Here is a 24,617-nt window from a genome sequence, read left to right as displayed (position 1 = left end):
GAGGAGTCCGGTGTGTCCATCAGAGTCGCATTGAACCATGTCACACACTACCGCTACGACCGTCTGGTCGCGCTGTCGCCGCAGGTCGTCCGGCTGCGGCCCGCGCCGCATTGCCGTACGCCGATCGTGTCGTACTCGCTGCGTATCGAGCCCGAAGAGCATTTCGTGAACTGGCAGCAGGACGCGTTCGCGAACTATCAGGCCCGGCTCGTGTTCCTGGAGCCTACGCGCGAATTCAAGGTGACGGTGGACCTTGTCGCCGAGATGGCCGTCTACAACCCGTTCGATTTCTTCCTCGAACCGGACGCCGAGGAGTTTCCGTTCACCTATCCGGACGAACTGAAGCACGAGCTCGCGCCGTACCTCGTCAAGCGCGAGCCGACGCCGCGCTTCGCGAAGTTCGTCGAGAGTATCGACCTGACGCCGCGCAGGACGATCGATTTTATGGTCGAGCTGAACCAGCGGGTGCAGCAGGACATCGGCTATCTGATCCGGATGGAGCCGGGCGTGCAGACGCCGGAGGAAACGCTCGTCAACGGTTCGGGCTCGTGCCGCGACTCGGGCTGGCTGCTGGTCGAGACGTTCCGCCAGCTGGGGATCGCGGCGCGCTTCGTGTCCGGCTATCTGCTGCAGCTCACGCCCGATACCAAGGCGATCGACGGTCCGAGCGGCACCGAAGTCGACTTCACCGACCTGCACGCGTGGTGCGAAATCTATCTGCCGGGCGCCGGCTGGGTCGGCCTCGATCCGACCTCGGGGCTGCTCGCGGGCGAAGGCCACATCCCGGTCGCGTGCACGCCGGAGCCGGGCAGCGCGGCGCCGATCTCGGGCGCGGTCGACGAGTGCGAAGTCGAGTTCGAACACACGATGACGATCGAGCGGGTGCTCGAAACGCCGCGCGTGACGAAGCCCTATACCGAAGCAACGTGGGACGCGGTGCAACAGATGGGTGCGCACGTCGATGCGCAGCTCAAGGACATGGACGTGCGGCTCACGATGGGCGGCGAGCCGACCTATGTGTCGGTGCGCGACCGCGACGGGGACGAATGGAACACCGATGCGCTCGGACCCACGAAGCGCGGCTACGCCGTCGCGCTGATGGACAAGCTGCGCGCGCGCTACGGCGCGAACGGCTTCCTGCACATCGGTCAGGGCAAGTGGTATCCGGGCGAGCAACTGCCGCGCTGGGCGCTGTCGCTGTACTGGCGCGCCGACGGCCAGCCATGCTGGCAAGACCCGTCGCTGTTCGCCGACGAGCGCGACCCCGACACGCGCACGTCCGACGACGCGGGGCGCTTCATCCGTCATCTGGCGGGCAAGCTGTCGGTGGACGCGCAGCACGTGCTGCCCGGCTACGAGGATGTCTTTTACTACCTGTGGCGCGAACGCCGGCTGCCGGTCAACGTCGACCCATTCGATTCGCGACTCGACGACGAGCTGGAGCGCGTACGGCTGCGTCGCGTGTTCGACGCGGGGTTGCCTTCGGTGACCGGCTACGTGCTGCCGCTCGGGCGCGAGGACGCATCGAGGATGGAGCCCAGCCGCTGGGTCAGCGGCCCGTGGTTCTTCCGTGAAGACCGCATGTTTCTGATCCCCGGCGATTCGCCGATGGGTTACCGGCTGCCGCTCGATTCGCTGCCGTGGGTATCGAAGGCCGACTATCCGTGGATTCACGAGCACGATCCGTTCGCGCCGCCGGCGCCGCTGCGCAGCGCGACCGAACTGCGGATGCAGTATCGCGGCGACGGGTTGAGCGATGCGGCGGATGCCGCGCGCGGTGACGGTGCGAACGGTGCAAAGGGCGACGCAGCTTCTACGGCCGCCCACTCGCACGAACACCCACCCGCGCACGGTGAATCTGCCAGAGAACTGCTGCGCACCGCGATCTGCGTCGAAGTCCGCGACCCCGCACGCGCGGCCGGTCCAAAAGTGGAGACCGCCGAGTTCGGCAGCGGCCACAAGATGCTGCACGTGTTCATGCCGCCGGTCGTCGCGCTCGACGACTACCTCGACCTGCTCGCAGCCGTCGAGGCGACCGCAGCGGACCTGAAGATGAGGATCATCGTCGAAGGGTATCCGCCGCCGCGGGATCCGCGGCTGAAGGTGCTGCAGGTCACGCCGGATCCGGGCGTGATCGAGGTGAACATCCATCCGGCGGCAAGCTGGGATCAGCTCGTCGACCATACCGAGTTTCTGTACCAGTCCGCGCACGAGATCTATCTGTGCCCGGAGAAGTTCATGGTCGACGGACGGCACACGGGCACCGGCGGCGGCAATCACTTCGTGCTCGGCGGCGCGACGCCGGCCGACAGTCCGTTCCTGCGGCGCCCCGACGTGCTCGCGAGTCTGATCACGTACTGGCATAACCATCCGTCGCTGTCGTATCTGTTCTCGGGGTTGTTCATCGGGCCTACGAGCCAGGCACCGCGCGTCGACGAGGCACGCAACGACCAGCTCTACGAACTCGAGATCGCGTTCAAGGAACTGCAGCATCAGATCGATCTGCTTGGCGGCCGCGAGAGCGCCGCGCTGCCGCCGTGGCTTATCGACCGGACGCTGCGCAACATCCTGATCGACGTCTCGGGCAATACACATCGCGCCGAGTTCTGTATCGACAAGCTCTATTCGCCCGACGGTCCGACCGGCCGGCTCGGTCTGCTGGAGCTGCGCGGTTTCGAGATGCCGCCGCACGCGCGGATGAGCCTCGTGCAGCAACTGCTGCTGCGCACGCTGGTCGCGCGGTTCTGGAACACGCCGTACACCGCGAAGCTCACGCGCTGGGGCACCGAGCTGCACGACCGCTTCCTGCTCGGCACGTTCGTGCAGATGGATTTCGACGACGTGCTCGACGACCTCGGTCACGCGGGCTATGCGTTCGAGCGCGAATGGTTCGCGCCGCACTTCGAGTTCCGCTTCCCGCTCGTCGGCGAATTGCAGACCAGCGGCATCGAGCTGACGCTGCGCACCGCGCTCGAACCGTGGCACGTGATGGGCGAGGAGGGCTCGCCGGGCGGGACGGTGCGCTACGTCGATTCGTCGGTCGAACGACTGGAGGTGCGGGCGCTCGGGCTGAACGGCAGCCGTCACGTGATTGCGGTGAACGGCGTGCCGTTGCCGTTGCAGCCGACGGGCCGCGTCAGCGAGCATGTGGCCGGCGTGCGCTTCCGCGCATGGGAGCAACCGACCGCGCTGCATCCGACGATCGACGTCCACGCGCCGCTCACATTCGATGTGATCGACACATGGACCGGCCGCTCGATCGGCGGATGCCAGTATCATGTCGCACATCCGGGCGGGCGTAGTTACGACACGTTCCCGGTCAACGCGTACGAAGCCGAAAGCCGGCGCCGCGCGCGCTTTTTTGCGATGGGACACACGCCAGGCGCGTCCATCGTCGAACCGCGCGAGCGCAGCCTGGAGTTTCCGTTCACGCTCGACCTGCGCTATCGTTGACGCGCGCCCGCACACCGGTCCGGACTCTGTATGCCCGGACCGGCGTGCGAACCGCACCGGTCGCCTGCCCTCGCCTTATTGCGATAGCAATTGGTATCGCAATAAGGCGAGGGCAGAACACGCAACCGTATAACGAACCCTTCGAAGCGACACGACCTTGGCTTTTCAATCTCAATCTCAATCGACCCTGCCTTTCGAGATTGCCGCGCCGCACGCGGATGCGCTTGCGCTGCTCCGCGCGCTGCCGGTCAGAGAGGGCCACTGGGACGAATTACGCGATACGAACGGCGCACTGCGCGGCTCGTGGCGGCAGTTCTTCGAGCTGCTCGGCGAAGAAGGCATAGCAGGCCTCGATCACGGGATTGCATCGGTCGCGCAACAGATCCGCGACAACGACATCAGCTACAACGTCTACGCCGACAAGGGCGAACCGCGGCCGTGGGCGCTCGACCTGCTGCCGTTCCTGATCGACGAAAACGAATGGGCCGCGATCGCGCGCGGCGTCGCGCAGCGCGCACGGCTGATGGAAGCGATCGTCGCCGACACGTATGGCCCGCAGACGCTGTTGCAGCGCGGGCTACTGCCGCCCGCACTGGTGTTCGGTCATCCGGGTTACCTGCGCGCGGTGCGCGGCTTTGCGCCCGCGTCGGGCCAGTATCTACAGATCGTCGCGGTCGATCTCACGCGTGCGCCGGACGGCGCGTGGGCGGTGATGTCGCATCGCACGGAGGCGCCGTCGGGGCTCGGCTACGCGCTGGAAAACCGCTTGATCGTATCCAGCCTGTTCGCCGACCCGTTCCGCGCGATGCGTGTGAGTCGTCTCGCGCCGTCGTATTCGCAGCTGATCGCAACGCTCGCGCAGGCCGCGCGCACGACGATGCGCGACGGCGAGCGCGGCGAGCCGCACATCGCGCTGCTCACGCCGGGTCCGTTCAGCGAAACCTATTTTGAGCACGTGTTTCTCGCGCGCTATCTCGGCGTGACGCTGGTCGAGGGCAAGGACCTCACGGTGCGCGACGACCGGCTCTATCTCAAAACACTGGCGGGACTCGAGCGCGTGCACGCGGTGCTGCGCCGCCTCGACGACGCGTTCTGCGATCCGGTCGAACTGCGCGCCGATTCGACGATCGGCGTGCCCGGTCTGTTGCAGGTGATGCGCGCGGGTAACGTAATGGTGTCGAACGTGCCGGGCGCGGGCTTCGCGGAATCACCGGCACTGCATGGCTTCCTGCCGGCCATCTCGCAGACGCTGCTTGGCGAGCCGCTCGCGTTGCGGTCGGTGCCGACGTGGTGGTGCGGCGAAGCGGCGGCGCGCGACGAGGCGTTCTCGCAGCGCGACACCGGTTTCGTGCTGCCGACGTGGCCAGGCCCGGACCAGGTCGCGCCGCAGGGCATCGCATCGGGTGCGCAGCGGCTTGCCGACTGGCGCGCGCGGATCGACGCCGCGCCCGATACGTTCACGATCCAGGCACCGCTGCCGTATTCGAGCACGCCGCGCTACGAAGAGGGCACGCTCGGCGGCCGGCCCTCGGTGTTGCGCGCGTATGCGATTGCCGGTCTCGACGGCGAGTGGAGCGTGCTGCCGGGCGGCTTCACGCGACTCGCGGCCGAGCGCCAGGCGACCGTGTCGATGCAGCACGGCGGCAGCAGCGTCGATACGTGGGTGCTGTCGAGCCACGCCGGCTCGACGTTCTCACTGCTGCCTTCGCCGATGAAACCCGGCGACCTCGCACGCAAGCATCGCACGGTGTCGAGCCGCGCGGCGGAGAACCTGTTCTGGGCCGGCCGCTATGGCGAGCGCGCCGAGAACAACGTGCGCCTGTGCCGGCTGATCCTCGGTTCGCTTGAAGGCAGCGACGCCGATGCGATGTTCGCGACGCTAGTCGAACTCGCGTCGCAGTGCGGGCTGATTCCATCGGTCGATACGCTCGCGCATACCTCGCCGCAGGCGTTCGAGCGCGTGCTGGTGGCTGGGCTCAACGAGAGCGGCGCCGCGACCAGCATCGGCCAGAACCTCGCGAGCCAGGCGCGCGCGTGCGGCGAAGTCCGTGGACGGCTGTCGAACGATCACTGGCGCACGATTCTCGCCGCGCGCAACGACTTCCGCGATTCGCTGCATCGCATTGCGCTTGCGAGCGGCGTCGGACGTTACGACCGCGTGATGCTCGCCGACGCGCTCGAATATCTCGCCACGCAACTGTCGGCGATCAGCGGCGCCCAGGGCGACCGGATGATGCGCGACGAAGCGTGGCGACTGCTGTTCGTCGGCCGGCATATCGAACGCATCGCGACGATGTCGACGTTCCTGCGCACGATCGCGGGCCAGGGCACGCTCGGCAAACCCGTGGGCTTCGATCTGCTGCTGCCGCTGTTCGACTGCACGCTCACGTACCGCTCGCTGTATCCGGGCCGCTTCGAGATGCCCGCGCTGATCGATATGCTGGTCGTCGACCAGACCAATCCGCGCGGCCTGTACGGTGTCTATACGCGGCTGCGCACGAAGCTCGACGAGATCGCGGCGGCTGCGGGCAGCACGCGGCGCATGCCGTTCGCCGAGCTGATGCCGCCGGTCACGTCGCTGCCGACGCTCGAGCAGCTGTGCGAAACCGATGCGGACGGCGGCTATCCGTTACTGATCGATCTATGCGACCGGCTGACGGGGCATGTCGTCGCGGCATCGAACGAAATCAGCGGACGCTATTTCAGCCACGCGAGCACGCCGTCCGCGCAGGTGTCCGCATGACGGCCGCTATGGGTTCAACTGGCGCAACGGTGCTCGCGGTGTCGCACCGCACCGCGTACCACTACTCGACGCCGGTCGAAACCGCGCAGCATCTCGCGACGATCCGGCCGCTCGCGTGTCCGTGGCAGCGTGTCGTGTCGCACCAGGAGCACATCGAGCCGGCACCGTCCTATCTGAACAGCCGCATCGACGCGTTCGGCAACGACGTGCTCTATTTTTCGCTCGACGCGCCGCACGAGTCGCTGCAGATGACGAGCGAGACCGTGGTCGAGCTGTCGCCGCGCTGGCACGCGCTCGACCCGGTCGCGACGCCGCCGTGGGAAACGGTCGCCGAGCGGCTGCGGTTTCGCGCGGGCAGCGCGTTTCTGCCGGAGTCGGAGTTCTGCTTTGCGTCGCCGAACATCGTGCTGCTGTCCGCGCTGCGCGACTACGCGTTGAAGAGCTTCGCGCCGGGCATGCCGCTCGTCGTCGGCGCGATCGACCTGATGCACCGGATTCACGCGGACTTCGAGTACAAGCCCGCGACGACGACTTTCGATACGCCCGCCGCGCGTGCGTTCGAGCTACGCATCGGCGTGTGCCAGGACTTCGCGCAGGTGATGATCGGTTGTCTGCGTTCGCTCGGGCTGCCGGCGCGCTACGTGAGCGGCTATCTGCGCAACGATCCGCCGCCGGGACAGCCGCGGCTGATCGGCGCCGATGCGTCGCATGCGTGGGTGTCGGTGCATTGTCCGGCGAGCGGCTGGATCGATCTCGATCCGACCAACGACGTGCTCGCGGACCTTGATCACGTGACGCTTGCCACCGGCCGCGACTATAGCGATGTGTCGCTGCTGCGCGGGATGATTCTCGGCGGTGGGGCGCATCAGGTGGAGGTGGGGGTTAGCGTGCTGGCGCTGTGAGGGCGCAGTCACGCTGCTGCTCACGAGATGGAACATCGGCAAGGGCAGGCGCCGCTCAAAACACAGTAGACCGAGTTTGGGATAAGCGGGTGAAAAGACGCCGGGCTTCGAAGCGCGAGAGGAAGGTCAGGCGGTGCCGCGCCGGCCTGATCGGGTTGCCCAGTTTCGGCAAAATGCCTGCAATAACTGGGCAAATTGCCAAACGAGGTGTGTATGTCGACCATCGCATTCAAGCCGACCGGCGCAGCGGATCCCCGCAGCACCGAATTCAGCATGCTCGAGCAGCTGCTGGATGCGCGCGTGCGCTCCGGTGCCGATCTCGCCGAACTCGCCAGCGCGCGGGTCGACGTCAGCCTGATCGACCGCCTGTCCGAACATGGGCTGAAATCGGATGAACTGGCGTTCATTATCCCGCGTCGCACCCTCACGCATCGCCGGCAGCATCAGGAATGTCTGTCGGCCGACGAATCGGACAAGGCGATCCGGCTCGCGAGGATTCTTGCGCAGGCGACGGCGGCCTTCGGCTCACCGGACAAGGCGATGACCTGGCTGCGTGCAGACCTCGTCCGTTTCGGTGGCAGATCGGCACTCGACATGGCGAGCACGGAACACGGCGCGCGTCTGGTGGAGGAGGCGCTGATCCAGATCGATGAAGGTTACGTCGCCTGATGTGGCTCTGGAGAATCAGTAACTACGCCGACCTGAAAGGCATCGGCGGGCTGCGCGCATCCGGGTGGTGGCACTACGCCGGGCAGCCCGTGGTCTATTTCGCGGAGCACCCCGCCCTGACCTTGCCACGTAGTGGAAGGCCATTCTCACGAAGCAAGGTCAGAAATCTCGAAGGTCGGAAGTGAAAGACTGAAATCGCGCGGAAGCGGGGGGCTCTGAAATCCTCGTGCGCAACGCACCGGGGAGTAACGGCGGGACTGCCGTTACGTTTGCTTCCGCAATGCTTCTATTTTCTCCTCTTCAATGTGCGCGCGCACCTGCCGAACGAACAAAGCCAATTCATCCCGGCTCTGTCATTTTCGGTGCCGAACTGCGACTTACGACCATGCCCGGCGCCGGGACGAGGCAAATTTCTGGCCGGTCCGAACGCGGGGCAGCGGGTTGCGCTTCTCCGCTGCGCAATACGTCTTTCAACAGTCACTCTAGCGGTGCACCAGACTTCGACGCTGCCATGGCACGCGCCGAACTCGCAGGAGAAACATCATGGAAAAGTCGACGTTTAGAATTCTGCTCGCCCGTGTCGCTGCCGTCTCACTCTGCGCGTGCGCTGCGACGTATGCGCAGGCTGGAGGCAATGGCAACGGTGGAAATGGCAGCGGTGGCGCTCACGGCGCGGCAACCGCAGGGATGACCTACCACGGCGAGCCCGTTTCAAGCCCGTGGAACCGGGTTCATGGCGACATGACAAAGAAGCCGCCAATGTCCGATATGGACATGCACGGTATGCCACGGGCCGATGATGGAATGCCTGCAAAGACCGTGCAGTAACTAGCTCAGGCAGATTGTCGGGCACCGCGCATCCCGCCCGCCAACCTGCCCGGTCGCATTCGTCAGACGTGTGGACGCGCCTGGCTTTCCTCACGTTCGCTTCCGTGTGAGCGCCGCTATGATCCGGGACACTTTCGATCGCATTGCCGGCTTCTGCGTTGCCAGTCGCTCGCTCTGCGTGCCGCTGCTGCTTTTCCTGGCGAGGCTCTGGTTTGGGCAGGTCGTGCTGGTACATCGCGTCATGGAGATGGCCACCGACGGAAATGCCGCACACGCGACCGCGATCCTGCGCGTGCCATCGGCCGTCGAAGCTGCCACACAGGGGGTGTTGCCACTGCTGCTGAGCGTCGGATTGTTCACGCGTCCTGTTGCGGTCATTCTCGTCATGAGTATGGCCGTGGATGCGTCCAGTCCCCTTGCGGCAGGTGCCATCGGTGCCAGGCTTGCGCTGCTAGCCTGGGTCGTCGTGAACGGGCCGGGTGCATTTTCTGTGGATCATCTGCTCGCCCGAGGCATGGCGTCGAGTCCGTTCGGTCCGCTGCGGATGATCTGCCAGCTGTACCAATGGATCACCCGCTTCGTGACACCGGTGATGCAGTTGCTGATTCGTGCCGGTCTCTTCCTGGCAATCACACCACTCACCGCGCTTTATGCTTCGTCGTTGCCGTTCGCGATGTTTGGCGATGCCACGTCGGCGCTGATCCGGCCGCAGTGGTGGGCACTCGTCATCGAAGGTGCGCTTTTGCTTGGTGCCGCGACGCGTGGTGCCGCGCTCGTGGTCGCCTTGACGATTCCACTGGCCGGCGTCGCGATGTCGATGGACGATCGCGCCGCGATCCTTCTGTTGCTGCTTTTGTTTGCGGCGTCGGGTGCAGGCGTGTTGTCGATCGATCAGTTACTCGATCTAGGCTTGCGCCGCTGGCTTCAACGCGGCCAGCAGGATGCGCAGAGCGCGCTGACGCATGTCGTCGTCGTGGGTGGAGGGTTCGGTGGCGTCGCCGCTGTTCGAGGTCTTCGACATACCAATTGCCAGATCACGCTGATCGACCAGCGCAATCACCAGTTGTTTCAACCGCTGCTCTATCAGGTTGCAACGGCCGCGCTGTCGCCCGCCGAAATTGCGGCGCCTATCCGAAGTCTGTTCCGTCGTCAGCGCAATGTGCGTGTCCGTTTGGGCGAGGTGACCGGCGTTGATTTCGCGGCCAGCGAAGTGCTGATCGACACGCTTCGCGTGAAATTCGATCGCCTGGTCATGGCCACTGGCGCGAGACATAGCTACTTCGGCAGGGATGACTGGGCGTCGTTCGCACCGGGGCTCAAGAGCGTCGAAGACGCAACCTCCATACGCGGCCGTCTGCTTCGCGCGTTCGAGGAAGCGGAGAATGCCGCCGATGAGCCCGCTCGGGTCGCGTGGCTTACGTTTGTGATCGTTGGCGGTGGCCCTACGGGTATCGAGCTGGCCGGGGCCATCGCTGAACTGGCCCGTCATGGCCTGGGTGACGAATATCGCGCGATCGATCCCGCGACTGCACGCGTGATCCTTCTGCAGTCCGGACCCCGCATCCTTCCTGCGTTTTCAGCGGCGTCGTCAGCGGCGGCAGAGCATTCGCTCAGGACTTTGGGTGTCGATGTGCGTTTGGGTGCGCGGGTGACATCGATCGACGGCGAAGGAGTCGATTTCGGTGGGCAACGTATCGCTGCGCGGACGGTGCTATGGGCAGCGGGTGTCGCGGCATCGCCTGCAGCCGAGTGGCTCGGAGTCGCCGCCGATTCGTCTGGAAGGTTATGCGTCGACCCGGACCTTTCCGTACCCGGTCGACCCGGGGTCTTCGCGATAGGAGATACGGCGCTTTCAACCGGGTGGAATGGAGCAGCGGTGCCGGGGCTTGCGCCAGCAGCCAAACAGCAGGGGGCCTACGTTGCCCGGGTCATCGATGCGTCGCTCAGAGGCCGTGCTGTACCACCGCCATTTCGCTACGCTCACGTTGGGAGTCTCGCCACGATCGGTCGACAGGCTGCTGTCGCCGAGATCGGCGGAATGCGGCTGTGGGGCGCGCCCGCATGGTGGTTCTGGGGCGCCGCTCACATCGCGTTTCTGGTCGGTGGCCGTAACCGGATGACCGTGCTTCTGGACTGGATCTGGGCGTTTCTGACCTATCAGCGAAGCACCCGACTGATCACGCGGTCGGGCAGGGAGTGATCGGTATGCCGTCGCGCGCTAGCGCACGGCGAGTGCGGCGACGAGGGCTTCGATGGCAGCGGTGGGACTGTCGAGCGCGATGCGGCCACGGCCGTTATGCAACCGCGTCGCGGCATCGGCCATCGATGCCTGCGCGAACGCGACGATGTGCGCGCCGCTGTCGTAGGCCTGGTCCGCGGCCTCGGCGATCGATGCGAGGTAGCCGGGCAGATCGCCGGCCTTGAAGCGGGCCCACGCGCCATCGATGAGACGCACGTCGACCGACGTGTCGGGCCACGCGGACGCGGCCACCGCGTCGGCGAACGTGCGGGTCGTGGGGACGAGCGTCGTTTGCACCGTGCACAGCACGACGACCGTGCCGCCTTCGCCTTGCGCCACCGCACGCTGCGCGAGCGCGGCATCGGCACGCAAGACCGGTACGGTCGAGCTTGCGGCGAACGCATCGGCGGCGGGACCAAGCGTCGAGCAGTTGAGAAGCACTGCGTCCGCGTCGCCGGCGAGCGCGCGCAGCGCGAGTTCGGTCTCGGCGGCGAGGTCGGGCGTCATCGCGCCTGCGTGTTCCGCGCGTTCGAGCAGATCGGCGCGGACCTCGTGTCGCAGCGCGAGCGGACGGCCGGCAGCAGCGGCGGCGCGCTCGAACAATGAGATGTTGCTGTGCGCGGTGTGCAGGCAGGCGATGCGGGCAGGGGTGGCGGGCAAAGAGGCTCCGGTGTCGAGGTGGATCACGTCCCGGAGTGCTTCAGCGCCGTGACTTCGATCTCGATCTTCATGCGTGGATCGGCGAGGCCCGCGGAAATCATCATCGCTGCGGGACGTACCGTTCCGAAATACTTTCTCAGCACGGGCCAGCATTGCTCGAACTCAGAGCCGTCAGGCAGCACATACGTGACGCGGACGACGTCCCGCAGGTCGGAACCTGCCTGATGAAGAGCCGCCTCGATATTTTTCAGGCATTGGTCGGTTTGCTCGACGATGCTGTCCGAGATCGTCATCGATGCGTAGTCGAAGCCCGTCGTACCCGAAACAAAGACCCAGTCTCCAGAAACCACTGCGCGCGAATAACCGATCTGCTCTTCGAAGGTCGAGCCTGAACTGATGAGTTGTCTCACTACGTGACTCCGTTGTCTGAAAATCGATGGATGGCATCGTGCATGGCTTAACGTGAACGGAATTATGCAGCGGATCGATGCTGGTCGCAGCATGCAGGAGTCTTCAAACCCACCCCTACCGCCCCTGGGTCAACTCCCCCAGCCTTCCCTCGATTCCCAGCTCCGCCTTCAATCCCGCCCACCCCACGGGCGTCACCTGCACGACGCGCGACGCCGACACCCGGCGCATCCAGCCGTTCTCGCACAGCGCGCTCATGAACTGCACGCCGAGCGGGCCGGCCAGGTGGTGCTCGCGTTCGGTCCAGTCGAGACACTGACGCGCGAGCCCGCGACGCGTGCCGCGCAGCCGGTCCATGTCGAGGCCGAGTTGACGGAACCATGCGGTGCCCGCGGGCGTCACATCGAAACGCTTGTCCGCTGCGGGTACGATGAAGCCGCGTAGCTGCAGCGCCTGCGCGATCGCCACGCCGACCTGTCCCGCGAGATGGTCGTAGCAGCAGCGCGCGAAGCGCAGGTTCTGCGCCTCGCGGCCGAGCGGCCGGCGGCGCACCGGTGCGACGGGATCGATCGCGGCGAGGTTTTCGAGCACGAGCGCGACATGCGGGCCGGATAGCCGGTAGTAGCGATGCCGTCCCTCGATTTCGACGGTGACGAGCCCGCCATCGAGCAGCTTGGCGAGATGCGTGCTGGCCGTCTGCGCGGTCACGCCGGCGGCATAGGCGAGCTCGCCGGCCGGCAGCGCCCGGCCTGCGACGAGCGCCATCAGCATGTTCGCGCGAGCGGGGTCGGCGATCAGGAACGCTGTGGATGCGATATTCGGTTGCGGGCACATGTCCGTCTCCTTCGATCCATCCATCATAGAGGAGGCGGTCTTCCGCACGTTTCGACGCGTATCGAAACGTGCCGGGCGGTGAAAACGCCCGCGAGGCCGATAGAATGCCCCATCACGTATCGAGACAGGTACCGCCAGATGAATAAAAACGAGGCGAGGCCGCAAGCCGACCGCCGGCAATTGCAGCAGATCGTCGCCGGCCTGACCGAGGGCATCGTCCTCATCGATCCGGACGGATCGATCGTCTGGGCCAACGAAACCGCGCTCGCGATCCATGGCGTCGAAGACGTCAACGGGCTAGGCGGCACACCGCGCGGCTTTCGCAAGACGTTCAAGCTGATCTATCGCAATAATCATCCGCTGCAGGCCGATCAGTATCCGATCGCGCGCGTGCTGGCCGGCGAACTGTTCAGCGACGTGATCGTCGAAGTAACGAAACCCGCCGACGAAGATTTCCGCCACGTGCACCAGGTGCGCAGCCTGGTTCTCGTGGATGCGGCCGGCGAGCCCGAGTCGCTTGCGCTCGTGATCCAGGACGTCACCGAACGCTTCAGCGCGGAGGAGCGCTTCGAGAAGACCTTCAACGCGAACCCGGCACCCGCGGTGATCTGCCGGCTCGCCGACCTGCGCTACGTGAAGGTCAATCAGGGTTTCCTGGAGATGACCGGCCACGCGCGCGAGAACGTGATCGGCCGCTCGGCCTACGAAGTGGACGTGCTCGAAGGCGCGGAGCGGCGCGAGCATGCCATCGAGAATCTGAACGAAGGGCGCACGATCGGTCAGATGGAAGCGATGCTGCAATTGCCCGACGGCACGACCAAGCTCGTGATAGTCGCGGGCCAGCCGATCGAGATCGGCGAAGAGAACTGCATGCTGTTCACGTTCATGGACATGGAGCCGCGCCGCAAGGCCGAAGACGCGCTGCGGCACACGGAAGAGCGCTTTTCGAAGGCGTTCCGGCTCGCACCGGTGCCGATGACCGTCAGCTCGCTCGACGACTTCGCGCTGATGGACGTCAACGATGCGTTCGCCGAAACGACCGGCTATGCGGCTGAGGAAGTCGTCGCGCGGACGTTCGACGAACTGGGTCTGTGGACCGTGCGTGAAGCATCGGCGGATCTGCAGGCGGCGATGGAAAAGCACAGCAGCGTGCGCAACTATGAGATCCAGTTGCAGACGAAGTCGGGTGCGACGATTGACTGCCTCGTGTCGGCGGAGGCGGTGACGATCCACGGACAGCGCTGCGTGCTGAGCGTGATCCAGGACATCACCGAGCGCAAGCGTTCGGAAGTGGAACTGCTTGCCGCGATCGAGGCCGTGATGAAGGACACGTCGTGGTTCAGCCGCACGGTGATCGAAAAGCTCGCGCAGATCCGTCAGCCGAACGGCGTGGCGGCGAGTGGTGGCGAATTGTCGGAACTGACGTCGCGCGAACGCGAGGTGCTCGGGCTGATCTGCCAGGGGTACGACAACGAGGAGATCGCGCGGACGCTGAACCTCGCGCCGAACACCGTGCGCAATCACGTGTCGACGCTGTACAGCAAGATCGGCGTGCACCGGCGCAGCGCCGCGATCGTGTGGGCGCGCGAGCGGGGCATCGTCGGTTACGAGAAGCCGCGGCGGCGCAAGGGTGGTACATAAGAACAGTACGCGGACAGGCGACAAATCAGTACGGAAGTACCGGTTCGACCGGTACTGCGTGATCTAGGCCGGCTTGCATCGCGACGGTACATTGGGCGTCATCCACACGGATCACAGGTGGATTGTCATTCGCACAACCGTACGGAGTCGTCATGGACAAGGATCGCATCAAGGGTGCAGCAAAGGAAATCAAGGGTTCGGTGAAAGAGGTGGTCGGCAAGGTGACCGGCGACCGCGCGACCGAAGCCGAAGGCAAGGTCGAGAAGGCCACCGGTACCGTGCAGCGCAACGTCGGCGAAGCGAAGGACAAGCTTCGCGACGCGATCGATAAAAAGTGACCCGCCGTCGCCGGCGGGCGTGGCTGCGAAGGCCACTCTCGCCAGCGATGTTTTTTCCTGAGCCGCCCCGGCGCATGCGTCGGGGCGGCTCGCACGCGTGCGAGAACATGAACGACGACGACCACTACAACAGCGACCGGCATCCGGATGACCGGAGCCGCCGCACCCAGAAGAGTTTCTACGCGCTGCTGTTCGCGGTTTCGCTGGCGCTCGTCTGGATCCTGCTGCCGTATTTCGGTTCGATCTTCTGGGGCACCATTCTCGCGCTGCTGTTCCAGCCGCTGCAGCGCAGCCTCACGGTGCGCTTCGGCAACCGGCCCAATCTCGCCGCGCTGACCACGCTCGTGCTGTGCGTGCTGATCGTGATCTTGCCGGTGAGTGTGATGATCGGCACGCTGGTTCAGGAAGTGGCCTTTGCGTATGCGCAGATCCAGCACGGTCAATGGGATTTCGCGCTGGTTTTCCAGAAGGCCGTGCAGGCGCTGCCCGAGTTTGCGCAACACGCGCTCGACAACGTCGGTCTCGCCGACATGCACGGCGTGCAGGCGAAGCTCGCGGACGGTGCGGCAAAGATCAGCCAGTTCGTCGCCAGCCAGATGGTCGTGATCGGACAGAACACGCTGCAGTTCGCGGTTGGCTTCGGCATCATGCTGTACCTCGTGTTCTTCCTGCTGCGCGACGGCGGCACGATCTCGCGACGCATCCGCGACGCGGTACCGCTCGAACGCTCGCACAAGGAACGGCTGCTCGCCCGCTTCGCGACGGTCGTGCGCGCGACCGTCAAGGGCAACATCGCGGTGGCCGCGGTGCAGGGGCTGCTCGGCGGGATCATCTTCGCCGTGCTCGGCATCAAGGGCGCGCTGCTGTGGGGCACGCTGATGGCGTTCCTGTCGCTGCTGCCGGCGATCGGCTCGGCGCTCGTCTGGGTGCCCGCGGCCGCGTACTTCCTGCTCGCGGGTCCGCTGTGGAAGGCCATCGTGCTCATCCTGTTCTGCACGCTCGTGATCGGCACCGTCGACAACGTGCTGCGCCCGATTCTGGTCGGCAAGGATACGAAGCTGCCCGACTGGGTCATACTGATTTCGACGGTCGGCGGGATGTCGGTGTTCGGCATCAACGGCTTTGTGATCGGGCCGTTGATTGCTGCGTTGTTTATCTCGTGCTGGGATATTGCGACGCCGCCGGGGGAGGGGGATGCGGCCGAAGTGGCGCTGCCTGGCAAGGGCGACAGCGTTGGTGTCGGTGTTGCGACTGATGCGAGCGCGTCGGATACGTCGAGGCCACCCGGCGCGTAGAGGTGCAATCGTCTCGGTTGGTGAACCGCTGGCTCGAGACGCCGCTCTATCATCCTTCGTTTCCTGCGGTGCGCGGCGCCGAATATTGCCGGAACGGGACGCCCTGACGTTCGTCAGGCTGTCACACCGCCGCTCGCGCCGGTTTCGCGCGGGCGGCGGTGTGCGAGTGCGTCACTCGTCGCTTGTCGGGCCGGCTGCCTTGCGCGCACGGCGCGGTCGCGGTGGCGACTTGCGAGCGGGCTTCTTTGCCGCGGGCTCTTCGGCGACGGGTGCGGGCGGCGTGTCGGTTGCCGCAGTCTTCTTTGCAGTGGTCTTGCCGCGACGCGGTGCCGCGCGTTTGCGAGCCGGTGCGCGAGGTTGGGTGGGCTCGGGCTGCGCGTCGGGTTGTGGGTCGTTGTGCGAGTCGCTCTGTGAATCGGCCCACAAATCGGGCTGCTGATCGTGATCGACGGCCCCATGCGCTTCAAAAAATTCCGTCGATTCCTCGTCAACCTCGTACCGCGGCGGTTCATCAGCATCGGCGAACACCGGCTCGACGGCTGGTCGCTGCCCGGAACCCGCGTCGTTGCGGCGACCCTTACGTGGCTTATCCTTGTTCCCCTGATTCTTCTTCGCGCGTCCTTCATTGCCCGTGTTCACAGGCGCATCGGCGGACGCGGGCGTCGACCGGTAAACGAACGCGCCCGACTTCTCGTCGCGGCCCACTTCGAACAAACCGCGTGCCTGCACTTCGTCGAGCAGATTGCCGAACGCGCGGAAGCCGTAGTACGACTCGTTGAAGTCCGGCTTGCGACGCTTGATCGCGCTCTTCAGCACCGATGCCCAGATCTTGCCGCTCTCGCCGCGTTCGGCTGCGAGTGCATCGAACGTCTCGACGGCGAGCGCGATCGCGCGCGCCTTGCGCTCCTCGACCTCCTTCTTGCGCTGCCGGTCTTCGTCGGGCGAGCGCTTCGGACCCGCGGCAGTACCGGTACCCGCGTCCTGATCGCGCCGCGCGGCGGCGCGCTGCTGTTCGCGCACGAGGTCGTCGTAGAAAATGAATTCGTCGCAGTTCGCGACGAGCAGATCGGAGGTGGATTGCTTCACGCCGACGCCGATCACTTTCTTCGCGTTCTCGCGCAGCTTCGATACGAGCGGCGAAAAATCCGAGTCGCCGCTGATGATGACGAACGTGTCGACGTGCGATTTCGTGTAGCAGAGATCGAGTGCGTCGACGACGAGCCGGATGTCCGCCGAATTCTTGCCGGACTGGCGCACGTGCGGGATTTCGATCAGCTCGAAGCTCGCCTCGTGCATCGCGGCCTTGAAGCCCTTGTAGCGATCCCAGTCGCAATACGCTTTCTTCACGACGATGCTGCCTTTCAACAGCAGCCGCTCGAGAATCGGCTTGATGTCGAACTTCTCGAACTTGGCGTCGCGCACACCGAGCGCGACGTTCTCGAAGTCGCAAAACAGCGCCATGCTGGCGCTTTCCTGTAATGAGGCCATGAATTCTCCAGCTGTCCGCCGCGGGTGCGGCAGAGGGTAATGTGCACATCATAGCGGGTTGCGCGGGACATTCCGTTTAGGGTGCGTTTAGCGCGTGCCGCGGGTCGAAGTGCGTACGAATGAAATGAAGCGCTTCACCACCGCATCGTCGCGGCCGGTTTGCCATGCGAGACCGACGTGCCAGCGCGTCGACGGATCGCGCAGCGACAGTACGCGTGCGTCGCGCAGCAGATAGCGCACGCGCGAAGGCAGCAGTGCCGCGCCGACACCCGCCGCGACGGCGGCCAGCACCGACTGGATGTCGTCGGCCTGCTGGATCACGCGCGGCACGAAATCGTGCTTGCCGCACCAGCGGTCGATCTGCGCGTTGAGCCCCGGCCCACGTACGCGTGACAGCGCGATAAAGCCGATCTCGTTCAGTTCGTTCAGATCGGCAGGCAGGCGTTTCCACCGTGCGTGCTCGGGGACTGCGAGTGCAAGTGCTTCGTCGACGACCGCGAACGCCGACAACCCCGTGTCGGCCGGCAGGCGCAGAAAGCCGACGTCGAGCGTACCCGCGAGAATGCGCCGGGTCTGCTCGGCCGACGACAGATCGTTGAGCGTCACACCGATGTCCGGATAGCGTTGGCGGAATTCGGCGATCAGCTTCGGCGTATGGGTGAGCGTGGACAGCCCGAGCCCGATGCGCAGATGGCCACGCTTCCCGGACGCCGATTCGCGGGCACGCGCGAGGATGTCGTCGGCCTGACGCACCAGTTGCTCCGCATCGCCGGCGAAGCCTGTACCGAACGCCGTCAGTTCCGCGCCGTGCCGGCCGCGCTCGAATAGCCGCGCGCCGAGCGATGCTTCGAGTGCCGCGATCTGCTTGCTGAGCGCGGGCTGGCTGACGTGCAGCGCATCGGCGGCGCGGCCGAAATGCCCAAGCTCGGTCACGGTCAGAAACGCACGCAGCAGTTTCAGTTCCATCCGGATTCCATTCTTTCAGGTAATCGAATCGGTAAAAACATTCATTTTACTTATCGAAGGCCGGGCGGTCCAATGGAGTTTATTGGTCGTTTTGGGAGTGCGTCGTGGCTGCATCGACGTTGCGGGTCGCATCGATACCGTTCGTTTCGCGTGACGGCGACAACGCGCACAACGCCGCACGGATCGCTGTGCTGCTTGGCGATGCAGCGCGCGAAGGCATCTCGCTCGCGGTGTTTCCGGAAAGAAGCCTGAGCGGGCATGCGAATACCGCGAGGCTGCAACGCGCACAGCTCAATGCGCTTGCGGAGCCGCTCGATGGGGCGTCGGTTCGCATGATTGCCGATGCGGTCGATCGGACTGGTGTTGCATGTGGTGCTGGGTTGATCGAGCGGGCGCCGGACGGGCGTTTGTTCAATAGCTACGTGGTGTGTCTGCCGGGTGGCGAGCGGCATTGCCATCGACAGTTGCATGCGGACGGACATCGGCGGATCAGCAGTGGCGACGCGTTCACCGTGTTCGATACTGCTTGGGGGATACGTATCGCGATCCTGATCGGCAGCGACAGTTATCCGGTCGAGAACGTGCGGATGACTGCGTTGATGGACGCGACGTTGGTTGTTGTTGCGCATCGGCGCGAGAGGGCGCGCGATGTCGTTGTCGACGATGTGCTGGACGCGGCGGCGTTGTCGGCGCGGGCGGCAGATAACGGGATGTTTGTCGTGTTTGCCGATAGCGCCGATGGCGTTGACGACGCTATGGCGATGATCGTCGATCCATCGGGACACGTGCTGGCTACGTGCAATGCGGCAGGAGCCGGCGCGGTAGCCGATCTCGACGTGACGCTCGCTGGAGGTAGCCGCGGACGTCGCTGGCTCTCGGCGCGGCGGCCGGATCTGTATGGGCCGCTTGTACAACAGCCGTCGAATGGACGCGCGTTGCTGGCTGATTCACCGCGTGTGGTTGCGAAGGGTGCGGTGGCGGTTGCGTTTGCGGTGGTGAGTCGGCACCGGTTGCTGCGGTAGATGCGATTGGGTGTGGCGACGCTCAGAATTGACATGCATCAGAAGACCCAAACCCAGATGGTCGCCGATGGCGTCTCGATCCACACAGTGAGCCGCAGGATGTTTGTGCCGTTACGTAACGTGCCCGGGGTTGTCGTAACCGCAGGCGAAACATCTGCCATTCCTCGTCCGATGGGCGACGGCTTCAATTCGCTGTCTGGCGCGATTTCTATACACCGCAACGCGAAATATGCACTTATAGGGTAGTGGCATAAACATTGCATAAATGGCGCGCAATGAGAAAACAAGACACCTACAAGAGCCTCTACGATGCGGCAGACACCACGCGTGAGTGCACCGGATGCGTCCGTTGCACTGTCATCCAGACCAAAACTCAATGCGTTGACCAGCTTGCGGTTCTTTGCGGCATTCGGGATTCTCGCGCTTCACTATCGCGACATGCTCGGACCGCTACCCAACTGGTTGCTGGGGACGCTTGTCGCCGGTGAGTACGGCGTCACGTTCTTTTTCGTGCTGAGCGGTTTCATCCTCACGTACAACTATGTCGACTGGTTTCGCGATGGAGTGAGCGAGTCGCGTTTCTGGCGTTTCTCGCGACTTCGCTTTGCACGCATCTACCCACTGTATATGGTGGGTCTGTTACTCGATGCCCCGTGGCATCTGTTTGAACGATTTCAATCCGGTCAGCTCGCAAGCTCCGGCGGAGAGCTATGGGCATCGTGGTTGCTCAATCTGGTCGGTTTGCAGGCGTGGGTACCGGCGACGCCCTACGCGATGGTTTTCAATACGCCGTCGTGGAGCTTGTCCACGGAGTTTTTCTTCTACGCCACGTTCCCGTTTGTGTTGCACTGGCTGATCAGGCATCTGCGAACGGAACGTGCACTCATCGTTACTTTTATTGCGGCAGTGATTGGCAGTACGGCGATATACATGGGTGTCGTCTACTGGCTCTATTACCTTTTGAAGGTGCAGGTATTGACCGGTTATATGGTTATTTCATACAACCCGCTGCTCCGCTATGCCGAGTTCTTTGCAGGTTGTCTCACGGGACTTTATTTCCGGAACATCTCGGGGTCAGGCAAGCACCCGCTTTCGTTCATGTTCTCCACCACAGCACGGCGTAACGTGACGATTGCATGCTGTCTTGCCCTGAGCGTCTATCGCGCATGGCACCCCAACTACAGCGGTCCGAGTGCTGTGCTATGGATTCTCGACAATGCGGTGCGCTATAGCTGGTTCATCGGTCCTTTCGCACTTGTCATCATCGCGATAGCGTCGGGGCCAACCATGTTGACGAGAGTGCTTGAGATGCCGCTGTTCGTGCTACTGGGTGAATCCAGCTACGCGCTGTACATCACGCATTGGTCCGGCGTGAGTTTTCTCAAGCTGGTATTGCCGGGCAGTGGCGTGGGATTGCATCTGTTGTTCATGGCGGCGTCGGTTCCGGTCTCCGTTGGCTTGTTCCTCTATGTCGAATGCCCGATGCGGAGATGGCTCACGCAACGTAGGGAATATGAGGAGGTGGGTGGTTTTTCCAAAGTTTGATGCTGGTTTTCTGTGACCGCCGATGCGCAGAATAGAGTCTGCGGAGCTTTGCGAATCGAGCGGCGTCGGCGCATGTCTGTTTGGCGAGCGCTTCACCTCAGCTCGCGGATAGTTCTTTAATCGCCTCGCACACAAAAATACGGACAGGTTCCGTCCTGGAGACAACACGCGAAAATAGCCGCCGATCGTGGCGCCAGCGAACGCCGCGTCAAGCAAACGAAATCACCAGCTTCTTGCCACACGCGGCAGCGTATTTGCGCAGTGTCGCGAACGACGGTGAATGTTTTTCACTCAACAGTGACGCCTCAAGGCGAGACACCGCCGAAGCTGTCGTGCCCATGCGCTCCGCAATCTGCGCCTGCGTCAGCCCAGCTTCGCGACGGGCGGACAGAATCGCGCGCAGCGCCGAGTATTCATCGTCCAGCGCATCGTATGCTGCCTTGACTACCGGCTTGCTGAGCAGGCGCGCCGTGTCATCCCTCGTGTGCCGCACCGGCTTGAATCCTTCCGTGCGTACGTGCTTCGATTGAGCCTTAGCCATTAAGTACCTCCGTCAGACACCCCGAAAACTCACCGCTCCAGCAACATCGCACTCAACACCGTAAACGCCGTCCCCGGCAGCTCATGCAGCTTCCGCACGACAATACTCCGCGGATAAAACGCCTCGACCGCATCGTCGAGAATCCCCACGCCGATCAGCTCGATCCCCGCGTTGCCGATCGCATCGATACGCGCGTGCAGGTCGGTGCGCAGCACGGCCGGATCGCCGTCCCCGGTAGCTGGGTAGCCGTCGGAAAACACCATCAAAATCTTGCGTTCGGCACGGTGTGCGGCGAGCCGCGTGGCTGCCCACGCTAAAGCTTCGCCGTCGGGATTCTCATGACCGCATTCGAGCATTGCGAGACCGCTTGGGTCCGCCGCACCGAAGCGTTTATAGATTTGCAGATCGAGGCGCTCGACGGTGCGGTTGAACGCACTCATATCGACACCAGCCGCGCGACGCCTTTCGTATAGCTGTTTCATCTCCGCCGATTCGACCGAGCTATAGCCGAGCACTTCGGAATCGAAGCCGAGCTGCGTCAGCGCGTCGCACAACGCAGCCGCGCACAGGCGCGCGAGTTCGATCTTTCGGCCGGCCATCGAACCGCTGCGATCGATGAGCAGCGTTACCGCGGCATCACGTCCTTTCGTCACGCGCTTCACGCGAAACGGCGTCCGATAGCCCGGCGAGCGCGCGAGCCGTGCAAGTGCCGTGCGATCGATTTCGCCGCGTTCCTGTTCGCGCTTCCAGTGTGTGAGTTCGTCGGCCTTCAGTGCGCGCTCGAGCTTCGCTTTCAGCGGTGCCGTTTCGGCGCGCGCCAGCGTGCGCAGTGCGTGCCAGTCGCGTGCGTCGCCGCGGCCGGTCAGATCGGTGACGACGTCGAACTCGGTCGTGAGCGGCACCGACAGTAGTGGCCGGGTGCGTTGCGCAATCACATTGGGCGTAGTCGGAGCGGTGTCCGGTCCTTCCGCTGCCGCAGGCTGCCCGAGTGGCGCATGACCCATGCCCGCGGCGTCGGTCGCATTCGCGTTCGCGCCTCCCGTGGAATCGCTCGCGGCGCGATCGTGTGCGGCGGTGCCGTCTCCTTGCGCTGGAAGATCGGGCGCATCGAACGTCGCTAAAACCGATTCCGCGTCGTAACCATCGGCAGCGTCTACCGTGAACATCATGTTGTGCGCGCCACCCGTCGACGCAAGCGCGCGCACGGTCGCGATCACCGCGTGTGCTGCCGCGATGCTGTCGTGCGTCGAGCGGCTCGTGCGCGCAGCTGCGAGCGATTCGTCGACCGCATGCAGCGCCGCCGACAACGACGGACTCAGTTCGGTGACGTCAGGCGTCTCGTCCCACAGCCGCCGCTCGACAAGCCAGATCAGCCGGTCGCGCCACGACAGTTTTTGCCAGCGTTGCCGCGCATCATGCGCGGCGTGGCGGCGCAGGTGACCGATGAACCCACGCGCGCCGGGATAGCGTTCGAGCAGTTGCGCGCAGACGCGCCGGTCTTCGATCACCTGCGCGAGTCGCCGGTCGGTGCCGTTACCGAGCGCGGCGAGTGCATCGTTGGCCGAATACTTCGCGCGCGCGACGAGCAGGTCGAGATAGCCGACGAGCGTATCGCGATCGCGCTCGTCGACCACGTCCCACGACGGAATCACGATCCGGCCGCGTTCGACGCGCGGCCCTTCCGGACTGAACGCGACCTCGATGCCGTACTGGCCCGTCAGCACGCGCGCGATCTTGCCGAGCGTCGATTCGAAGCCGAACGTATCGGCGCCGCGTGCGGGCTGCATGACGTTACGCGCGCGGCGCGATGTAATGCCGGATGATGCTGCGGATCAGCGCGGCATCTTCCGGACTAACCTTCGCGTAGATCGCGGGGCCGGCCGCTCGCTCGGGGTCACCGGTGCGCAGCATCAGTTGCGCCCAGTCGAGCAGGCGACGCGTCGAGAACGCGCTCGCGAGATCTTCGCGTGCGAACGCAGCGCGGCAGTCGGCGGCGATCGCGGCGAGCGTGCGCGCCATGGCGGGCGTCAGATGTGGCGCGAGCGTGCGCACGAGTACGTCGGCTTCTTCATCGGGCGCGAGATAGTCGATCAGATACACGCGCCAGCGATCGAGGAACGCTTCATTCATCAGATTCGCGCCTTGATACAGGTGGCGGAACTGGCTCATCGCGCCAACTGCATTTGCTGTCGCGAACAGGCGGAACGACGGATGTGGCGCGACGATGTCGTTGCCTTTCTCCTTCAGCAGCAGACGGCCGCCCGGTTCGAGCACCGCGGTGAGCACCGCGAGAATCGCCGGTTCCGCGAAGTCCACTTCGTCGACGATCAGCCAGTGGCCGTCGCGCATCGCGGTGGGCAGCACGCCGTCGACCCACACGGTTTCGCCGCCCTTCACGGTCCAGAAGCCGACGAAATCGCCGACCGTGGTCTGGCCGTTCATGTTCGAGCGCAGCACGCCGTACTGCGCTCGCGCGGCGATCTGTTCGATCAGGCTGGTCTTGCCGGAGCCGGTGTGCCCGATCAGCATCACGCGTCGATTCTCGACGATGTCTTCGACGATATCGTCGAAGCGTTCGGGAAACAGGTACGCGGGATTGATCGCGGGCACGAGCGGGTTTGGCGTACCGACCGGCATGTCGACGCGGCCGATCGTGACCGACGGTTGCGCGTCGTTGCGCGCGGGACGCACCGCTGCTGCAGCCGCTGCATACGTCTGCGACGCGCGATCGAGATCCGCGGCGAAGCTTGCCGAGTAGATGGACGCATCGTCGTCGCGGGCGCGTTCGTCGTCGGACAGATAGCCTTCGCGATGCCATTTCTGCAGCTTCGCGTCGAGGTTCTCGCGATCGACGACGGTGTCGATATCGACCGAACCGTCGTCGTGGCCGTGCTCGATCCGGTACATGAACGGACGTTCCGACAGCGACACGCGCCACCATTCGGTGCCGTCGCCGAGCGCGCGCGTATAGATGCCGAGGCCGTTGCTCGCGGGCGGATCGTCGGGAAGCGGGGATGCGTTCATGATCGGTGAGGGCAGGGTGAA

The 24,617-nt window shown here is 64.5% G+C and carries 19 protein-coding genes and 1 pseudogene; 12 read left to right on the top strand and 8 right to left on the bottom strand.

Going from position 1 to position 24,617, the window contains the following annotated elements:
* Positions 1-12: 12 nt before the first annotated feature.
* From ACREXZ_RS21810 to ACREXZ_RS21780, 7 genes and pseudogenes are all read left to right on the top strand, one after another.
* A complete protein-coding gene (locus ACREXZ_RS21810; RefSeq protein ID WP_431766195.1) occupies positions 13-3,453 on the top strand; it encodes a DUF2126 domain-containing protein in 3,441 nt (1,146 codons plus the stop codon).
* A gap of 157 nt (positions 3,454-3,610) precedes the next feature.
* On the top strand, positions 3,611-6,196 hold the full coding sequence (locus ACREXZ_RS21805) for a circularly permuted type 2 ATP-grasp protein (protein WP_431766194.1): 2,586 nt from the start codon (positions 3,611-3,613) through the stop codon (positions 6,194-6,196).
* Positions 6,193-7,098, top strand: a complete 906-nt coding sequence (locus tag ACREXZ_RS21800) for a transglutaminase N-terminal domain-containing protein (RefSeq protein ID WP_431766193.1) — start codon at positions 6,193-6,195, stop codon at positions 7,096-7,098. Before ACREXZ_RS21805 ends, ACREXZ_RS21800 begins: the two co-directional genes overlap by 4 nt.
* Before the next feature lie 213 nt (positions 7,099-7,311).
* The gene (locus tag ACREXZ_RS21795) at positions 7,312-7,767 is read left to right on the top strand and encodes an antitoxin Xre/MbcA/ParS toxin-binding domain-containing protein (RefSeq protein WP_431766192.1); all 456 of its coding nucleotides are present in this window, start codon (positions 7,312-7,314) and stop codon (positions 7,765-7,767) included.
* A pseudogene (locus ACREXZ_RS21790) lies at positions 7,764-7,892 on the top strand (RES family NAD+ phosphorylase); the annotation flags it as partial. The gene ACREXZ_RS21795 and the pseudogene ACREXZ_RS21790, both read left to right, overlap by 4 nt.
* A 418-nt stretch (positions 7,893-8,310) precedes the next feature.
* Positions 8,311-8,595, top strand: coding sequence for a hypothetical protein (locus ACREXZ_RS21785; RefSeq protein WP_431766191.1), 285 nt, complete (start codon positions 8,311-8,313; stop codon positions 8,593-8,595).
* A gap of 118 nt (positions 8,596-8,713) precedes the next feature.
* Positions 8,714-10,795 carry an FAD-dependent oxidoreductase gene (locus ACREXZ_RS21780; protein WP_431766190.1) on the top strand — a complete coding sequence of 694 codons (2,082 nt, stop codon included), beginning with the start codon at positions 8,714-8,716 and terminating at the stop codon, positions 10,793-10,795.
* Positions 10,796-10,813: 18 nt separating this feature from the next.
* On the opposite strand, the gene ACREXZ_RS21775 is transcribed toward ACREXZ_RS21780, so the two are convergent.
* The 3 genes from ACREXZ_RS21775 to ACREXZ_RS21765 form a co-directional block, all read right to left on the bottom strand.
* Complete coding sequence (locus tag ACREXZ_RS21775; RefSeq protein ID WP_431766189.1) at positions 10,814-11,494, bottom strand: aspartate/glutamate racemase family protein; 681 nt, start codon at positions 11,492-11,494, stop codon at positions 10,814-10,816.
* A 23-nt stretch (positions 11,495-11,517) separates the two neighbouring features.
* Positions 11,518-11,904 carry a RidA family protein gene (locus ACREXZ_RS21770; RefSeq protein WP_431766188.1) on the bottom strand — a complete coding sequence of 129 codons (387 nt, stop codon included), beginning with the start codon at positions 11,902-11,904 and terminating at the stop codon, positions 11,518-11,520.
* Between the two features lie 115 nt (positions 11,905-12,019).
* Positions 12,020-12,736, bottom strand: a complete 717-nt coding sequence (locus tag ACREXZ_RS21765) for an ArsR/SmtB family transcription factor (RefSeq protein WP_431766187.1) — start codon at positions 12,734-12,736, stop codon at positions 12,020-12,022.
* Positions 12,737-12,874: 138 nt separating this feature from the next.
* Between ACREXZ_RS21765 and ACREXZ_RS21760 the strand changes: the two genes are divergently transcribed.
* The 3 genes from ACREXZ_RS21760 (at position 12,875) to ACREXZ_RS21750 (ending at position 16,010) form a co-directional block, all read left to right on the top strand.
* Positions 12,875-14,377 carry a PAS domain S-box protein gene (locus tag ACREXZ_RS21760; RefSeq protein ID WP_431766186.1) on the top strand — a complete coding sequence of 501 codons (1,503 nt, stop codon included), beginning with the start codon at positions 12,875-12,877 and terminating at the stop codon, positions 14,375-14,377.
* Positions 14,378-14,529: 152 nt separating this feature from the next.
* Complete coding sequence (locus tag ACREXZ_RS21755) at positions 14,530-14,715, top strand: CsbD family protein (RefSeq protein WP_431766185.1); 186 nt, start codon at positions 14,530-14,532, stop codon at positions 14,713-14,715.
* Between the two features lie 107 nt (positions 14,716-14,822).
* Positions 14,823-16,010, top strand: a complete 1,188-nt coding sequence (locus ACREXZ_RS21750) for an AI-2E family transporter (protein ID WP_431766184.1) — start codon at positions 14,823-14,825, stop codon at positions 16,008-16,010.
* A gap of 171 nt (positions 16,011-16,181) precedes the next feature.
* On the opposite strand, the gene ACREXZ_RS21745 is transcribed toward ACREXZ_RS21750, so the two are convergent.
* Together ACREXZ_RS21745 and ACREXZ_RS21740 are read right to left on the bottom strand one after the other, a co-directional pair.
* The gene (locus ACREXZ_RS21745; protein ID WP_431766183.1) at positions 16,182-17,498 is read right to left on the bottom strand and encodes an NYN domain-containing protein; all 1,317 of its coding nucleotides are present in this window, start codon (positions 17,496-17,498) and stop codon (positions 16,182-16,184) included.
* A gap of 87 nt (positions 17,499-17,585) precedes the next feature.
* Positions 17,586-18,464: a LysR substrate-binding domain-containing protein gene (locus ACREXZ_RS21740; RefSeq protein WP_431766182.1), complete on the bottom strand. Its 879-nt coding sequence runs from the start codon at positions 18,462-18,464 to the stop codon at positions 17,586-17,588.
* Between the two features lie 104 nt (positions 18,465-18,568).
* Here ACREXZ_RS21740 and ACREXZ_RS21735 point away from each other — a divergent pair, with 104 nt between their 5' ends.
* Both ACREXZ_RS21735 and ACREXZ_RS21730 read left to right on the top strand, forming a co-directional pair.
* Positions 18,569-19,486, top strand: a complete 918-nt coding sequence (locus ACREXZ_RS21735) for a nitrilase-related carbon-nitrogen hydrolase (protein WP_431766181.1) — start codon at positions 18,569-18,571, stop codon at positions 19,484-19,486.
* A 309-nt stretch (positions 19,487-19,795) separates the two neighbouring features.
* Positions 19,796-21,031, top strand: a complete 1,236-nt coding sequence (locus ACREXZ_RS21730) for an acyltransferase family protein (RefSeq protein ID WP_431766180.1) — start codon at positions 19,796-19,798, stop codon at positions 21,029-21,031.
* Positions 21,032-21,239: 208 nt separating this feature from the next.
* Here ACREXZ_RS21730 and ACREXZ_RS21725 read toward each other — a convergent pair whose 3' ends face one another.
* The 3 genes from ACREXZ_RS21725 to ACREXZ_RS21715 are packed head-to-tail and all read right to left on the bottom strand — an operon-like array spanning position 21,240 to position 24,596.
* The gene (locus ACREXZ_RS21725; protein ID WP_431766179.1) at positions 21,240-21,572 is read right to left on the bottom strand and encodes a helix-turn-helix domain-containing protein; all 333 of its coding nucleotides are present in this window, start codon (positions 21,570-21,572) and stop codon (positions 21,240-21,242) included.
* Between the two features lie 29 nt (positions 21,573-21,601).
* A complete protein-coding gene (locus ACREXZ_RS21720) occupies positions 21,602-23,359 on the bottom strand; it encodes a cobaltochelatase CobT-related protein (RefSeq protein WP_431766178.1) in 1,758 nt (585 codons plus the stop codon).
* Between the two features lie 4 nt (positions 23,360-23,363).
* Entirely contained in the window at positions 23,364-24,596 is a 1,233-nt protein-coding gene (locus tag ACREXZ_RS21715; RefSeq protein ID WP_431766177.1) for an AAA family ATPase, read from the bottom strand.
* Positions 24,597-24,617: the final 21 nt, after the last annotated feature.

Origin of the sequence: Paraburkholderia sp., from assembly GCF_050742655.1 — a bacterium.
Lineage (GTDB): Bacteria > Pseudomonadota > Gammaproteobacteria > Burkholderiales > Burkholderiaceae > Paraburkholderia.
This window is presented reverse-complemented; position numbering and strand designations above follow the sequence as displayed.

Bases quoted from the DNA above. Each gene is read 5' to 3' on its own strand.
- ACREXZ_RS21780 (WP_431766190.1), top strand. From the start codon at position 8,714: ATGATCCGGGACACTTTCGATCGCATTGCCGGCTTCTGCGTTGCCAGT.
- ACREXZ_RS21785 (WP_431766191.1), top strand. From the start codon at position 8,311: ATGGAAAAGTCGACGTTTAGAATTCTGCTCGCCCGTGTCGCTGCCGTC.
- ACREXZ_RS21745 (WP_431766183.1), bottom strand. From the start codon at position 17,498: ATGGCCTCATTACAGGAAAGCGCCAGCATGGCGCTGTTTTGCGACTTC.
- ACREXZ_RS21765 (WP_431766187.1), bottom strand. From the start codon at position 12,736: ATGTGCCCGCAACCGAATATCGCATCCACAGCGTTCCTGATCGCCGAC.
- ACREXZ_RS21715 (WP_431766177.1), bottom strand. From the start codon at position 24,596: ATGAACGCATCCCCGCTTCCCGACGATCCGCCCGCGAGCAACGGCCTC.
- ACREXZ_RS21720 (WP_431766178.1), bottom strand. From the start codon at position 23,359: ATGCAGCCCGCACGCGGCGCCGATACGTTCGGCTTCGAATCGACGCTC.
- ACREXZ_RS21725 (WP_431766179.1), bottom strand. From the start codon at position 21,572: ATGGCTAAGGCTCAATCGAAGCACGTACGCACGGAAGGATTCAAGCCG.
- ACREXZ_RS21750 (WP_431766184.1), top strand. From the start codon at position 14,823: ATGAACGACGACGACCACTACAACAGCGACCGGCATCCGGATGACCGG.
- ACREXZ_RS21760 (WP_431766186.1), top strand. From the start codon at position 12,875: ATGAATAAAAACGAGGCGAGGCCGCAAGCCGACCGCCGGCAATTGCAG.
- ACREXZ_RS21730 (WP_431766180.1), top strand. From the start codon at position 19,796: ATGCGGCAGACACCACGCGTGAGTGCACCGGATGCGTCCGTTGCACTG.
- ACREXZ_RS21755 (WP_431766185.1), top strand. From the start codon at position 14,530: ATGGACAAGGATCGCATCAAGGGTGCAGCAAAGGAAATCAAGGGTTCG.
- ACREXZ_RS21800 (WP_431766193.1), top strand. From the start codon at position 6,193: ATGACGGCCGCTATGGGTTCAACTGGCGCAACGGTGCTCGCGGTGTCG.
- ACREXZ_RS21795 (WP_431766192.1), top strand. From the start codon at position 7,312: ATGTCGACCATCGCATTCAAGCCGACCGGCGCAGCGGATCCCCGCAGC.
- ACREXZ_RS21740 (WP_431766182.1), bottom strand. From the start codon at position 18,464: ATGGAACTGAAACTGCTGCGTGCGTTTCTGACCGTGACCGAGCTTGGG.